This is a genomic window from Flavonifractor sp. An306, assembly GCF_002159455.1.
GTDB lineage: Bacteria > Bacillota > Clostridia > Oscillospirales > Oscillospiraceae > Flavonifractor.
Genome location: NZ_NFIQ01000137.1, coordinates 1 through 3,650, shown reverse-complemented (window position 1 = coordinate 3,650; position 3,650 = coordinate 1). Strand labels below are relative to the sequence as shown.

The 3,650-nt window shown below is 53.2% G+C and carries 4 protein-coding genes; all 4 read left to right on the top strand.

Features of this window, described 5'->3' with window-relative positions; genetic code table 11:
- The coding region (locus B5F88_RS18685; RefSeq protein WP_140402200.1) for a DUF4368 domain-containing protein at nucleotides 1-941 on the top strand (941 nt) is incomplete at its 5' end.
- A gap of 67 nt (nucleotides 942-1,008) precedes the next feature.
- Nucleotides 1,009-1,629 (top strand): CHC2 zinc finger domain-containing protein, encoded by a 621-nt coding sequence (locus B5F88_RS18680; RefSeq protein ID WP_087348977.1) that lies wholly within the window; start codon nucleotides 1,009-1,011, stop codon nucleotides 1,627-1,629.
- Complete coding sequence (locus B5F88_RS18675; RefSeq protein WP_087348975.1) at nucleotides 1,607-2,986, top strand: phage/plasmid primase, P4 family; 1,380 nt, start codon at nucleotides 1,607-1,609, stop codon at nucleotides 2,984-2,986. Before B5F88_RS18680 ends, B5F88_RS18675 begins: the two co-directional genes overlap by 23 nt.
- A gap of 390 nt (nucleotides 2,987-3,376) precedes the next feature.
- Nucleotides 3,377-3,589, top strand: a complete 213-nt coding sequence (locus B5F88_RS18665; RefSeq protein ID WP_002596143.1) for a hypothetical protein — start codon at nucleotides 3,377-3,379, stop codon at nucleotides 3,587-3,589.
- Nucleotides 3,590-3,650: the final 61 nt, after the last annotated feature.

Here is a 3,650-nt window from a genome sequence, read left to right as displayed (position 1 = left end):
CTGACTGCGGAGCTAAGATGTATAACCACCGGGGCAAGCGCAAAAAGGCCGGACGGGAATATTCTGTGGATTTTTACAGCTGCTCCACCTACACCCTGACCTTTGAGCGTGAAACCCAGATGTGTTCTTCTCACACGGTCAGCACCAAAGCCCTGAACGCTCTGATTCTGGAAACCATCCGCACCACCGCCAGCTATGCCATCCAGAACAAGGAGGAGTTTATTCAGAAAGTTCGCAGCATTTCACAGGTTCGCCAGCAGGAAGCGGCCAAGGAGCTGAAACGCAAGGTCGCCAAGGAGCGCAGGCGCAGCGCCGAGCTGGATGTGCTGATTAAAAAACTGTATGAAACCTATGCCATGGGTAAATTGGAGGAAAAACGGTTCGAGCTGCTTTGTGCCGAATATGAGAAGGAACAGGCAGAACTGGAACAGATGCTTGTCTCCGAGCAGGCGCAGCTGGACCAATTTCATGAGGACACGGACCGTGCCAGCCACTTTCTGGCGCTGGCACAGAAATATACGGATTTCACCGAGCTGACCGCACCCATGATCCATGAATTTGTGGAGAAAATTCTGGTCCATGTCCCAGACAGAAGCACCGGGGAACGGGTTCAGGAAATCGAGATTTACCTGAACTTTATCGGGAAATTTGAAGTGCCCATGCCTGAACCCACCGAGGAAGAACTGGCTGCGGAGGAAAAGCGCCGCCAGAAGCGCATCCGTGACCATGAAAAATATCTGCGCCAGAAGGAGCGCAAACAGAAGATTGCCGAGGGGCTGATTGTTCCAGGTGAACCGTACCAGCTGGTATGCCAGTGCTGCGGAGAGCCGTTCCAGTCTGTCCGCCCCAACGCTAAATTCTGCAAACCCGCCTGCCGGGAGAAGTTCTACCGGCAGGAAAAGCGGAAAGCCAAAGAAACGGAAACATCACAAACTGCATAAAGACTGCGGCCTGCCCCAACAAACCGGGCAGGCCGCTTTTTTTATGCCCTGAAACGGAGGGATTTTCATGACACTCTTTGAACTGGTAAAACAGAATATTTGTGTGCCGGATGCGGCGGAACACTATGGGCTGCAAGTCAACCGAAACGGGATGTGCAGATGTCCGTTCCATGAGGACCGACACCCCAGCATGAAGCTGAATGAGAAGTATTTTTACTGCTTCGGCTGCGGAGCCACCGGCGATGTGATCGACCTTGTGGCAAGGCTGTTTGGCCTGAGCAGTTACGAGGCAGCGCAGAAGCTGGCACAGGATTTTGGGATTGACCCGGACAAGCCCCCGGCGGCAATCGCCTTACCAAAACCGGAGCGTCCTCAGCTGAAAGCATACCGGCAGGAGGAAGTACATTGCCTGCGGGTGCTGTGTGATTATCTGCATCTTCTGGAAAGCTGGAAGGTGCAGTACGCACCCAAGACGCCGGAAGATGTTCTGGATGACCGATTTGTAGAAGCCTGCCAGATGCTGGACTATGTGGAGTATCTGGCGGATTTGCTCATTGCCGCCGAACTGGAACAGCGGGTAAAAATCGTAGAAATGCTGAACAAGGACGGTCTGATTGCCGGTTTGGAGGAACGGCTGAACAGGCTGAAAAAGGAGGACGATGCCTATGAAAAACAAAGCGCAGCTTGACGGGATGCCCGTCTGGTTCGATGGCAAAAGCATCAACGAAGCCCTGTTTTGTGAGGAGTTCTTGCAGACGCACAAGATCATCTTCACAAACGGGGCTTTTTTCACGCCCGAAGGCCGTGTGACAGACGAACTACCCCTGCGGGGAGAAATTTTTGAGGAGCTGAAATGCTGTGCGGTCAGCAACATTCCTCGCAAAATCGGCAACATTGTGGAGCTGATGAAACTGGCGGCGCTGGTGGAGGATTTCCCCCCGGAGGCGGATCGGATTCATCTTTCCAACGGCACACTTTTTCTGGACGGGACCTTTGTGGAGGGAAAGCCGAAAATTGTCCGCAACCGCTTTCCCGTAGCCTACAACCCCAACGCTCCAAAGCCTGTCCTATGGCTGCAATTTCTGGATGGCCTGCTCTACCCGGAGGACATCTCCACCTTGCAGGAATATATCGGCTACTGCCTGATTCCCAGCAACAAGGGACAGCGGATGATGGTCATTAAAGGCAGCGGCGGCGAAGGCAAGTCACAGATCGGCGCTGTGCTGGGAACTTTGTTCGGTTCCAACATGAAGGACGGCAGCATCGGGAAAATATCGGAGAACCGGTTTGCTCGTGCCGATTTGGAGCATATCCTCCTGTGCGTGGATGACGATATGCGAATGGAGGCCCTGCGCCAGACCAACTATGTGAAATCCATCGTCACTGCCCAGGGCAAGATGGATTTGGAGCGCAAGGGCAAGCAGAGCTATCAGGGATGGATGTGCGCCCGGCTGCTGGCCTTCTCCAACGGAGATTTGCAGGCGCTGTTTGACCGGAGCGACGGATTTTACCGCCGCCAGCTGGTGTTGACTACAAAAGAAAAGCCTGCTGGCCGTATGGATGATCCCGACCTTGCCGAGAAGATGAAAGCCGAGGTGGAGGGCATCCTGCTCTGGGCTTTTGAGGGATTGCAGCGGCTGGCCGCAAACAACTTCAAGTTCACCGAAAGTGACCGAACCAGAGAAAACCGGGAAGCAGTCAAACGGGACAACAACAATGTCTATGATTTTCTGGATTCTGACGGGTATGTTCGCCGGAAAGCCGATCTATCTGCCAGCTCCAAAGAACTGTACGAGGCATACCAGATTTACTGCACCGAAAACAACCTGCCTGCCCTGAAGCCCCGCAGTTTCAGCGAAGCCCTGATCGCCTGCCAGAGCCGCTACAATCTGGAATACTGCAACAATGTGACCAACGCAGCCGGACGGCGGGTGCGTGGATTTCTGGGGATTGAGGTATTGGTGAGAAATCATATATCAGTGTTTTCCGGTGATTCGATGCGTACGTACGTACCGGAAGATGTGCCGGAGGAATGGCGGCGCTGAACTGTGTACGTACGTACGCTTTGATTGACCCTTGTTCTCCCTTTTATAGCAATTCGGCGGCTATACCAGTCAGAATCACCGTTCAAATCCCCATGCTAAATCAAGGCAAGTGGGAATCGAAAAGTATTTGACGGTTGGAAGAAATCATTTTGCGAAACCGTGCTTCTCACCCCGGTGAACCGGGTGCATGGAACCATGGGAAAATGCACGGTTTCAAGCCAAATCACACGAAACGGTAAAGTAGGAAGGTGCGGCCTATGGGCAGGACATCACACCGGCAATTCTGAACGGATTTGTTGACGAGAGAATTTTTCACGACACAGCGAAGCGGTTATGCCAGAGGGCGTACCGGCTTCGCTTTTTTATCAAGTAAATTTAGGAGGATTTTTGATGATGACGGTACGCAACGAGATTAAGGCACAGATCGTCCGGGCGGGATACACCATGCAGGAAGTAGTTGACCGGCTCCATGAGGAATACGGCTGGTCGGACAGCGTTTCCAACCTGTCGGCCAAGCTCCAGCGGGAATCCATCCGCTACAAGGAGGTTGTGGAGCTGGCCGATGTGCTGGGCTATGACCTGATCTGGCAGAAACGGAGGTAATCCCATGACAAGTGAAGAAAAGAAACTGTTGCAGGCAAAGCACCGCTTGGAGGAAGCCCAG

Coding starts and splice junctions, on each gene's coding strand:
- B5F88_RS18680 (WP_087348977.1), top strand. CDS start 1,009: ATGACACTCTTTGAACTGGTAAAACAGAATATTTGTGTGCCGGATGCG.
- B5F88_RS18675 (WP_087348975.1), top strand. CDS start 1,607: ATGAAAAACAAAGCGCAGCTTGACGGGATGCCCGTCTGGTTCGATGGC.
- B5F88_RS18665 (WP_002596143.1), top strand. CDS start 3,377: ATGATGACGGTACGCAACGAGATTAAGGCACAGATCGTCCGGGCGGGA.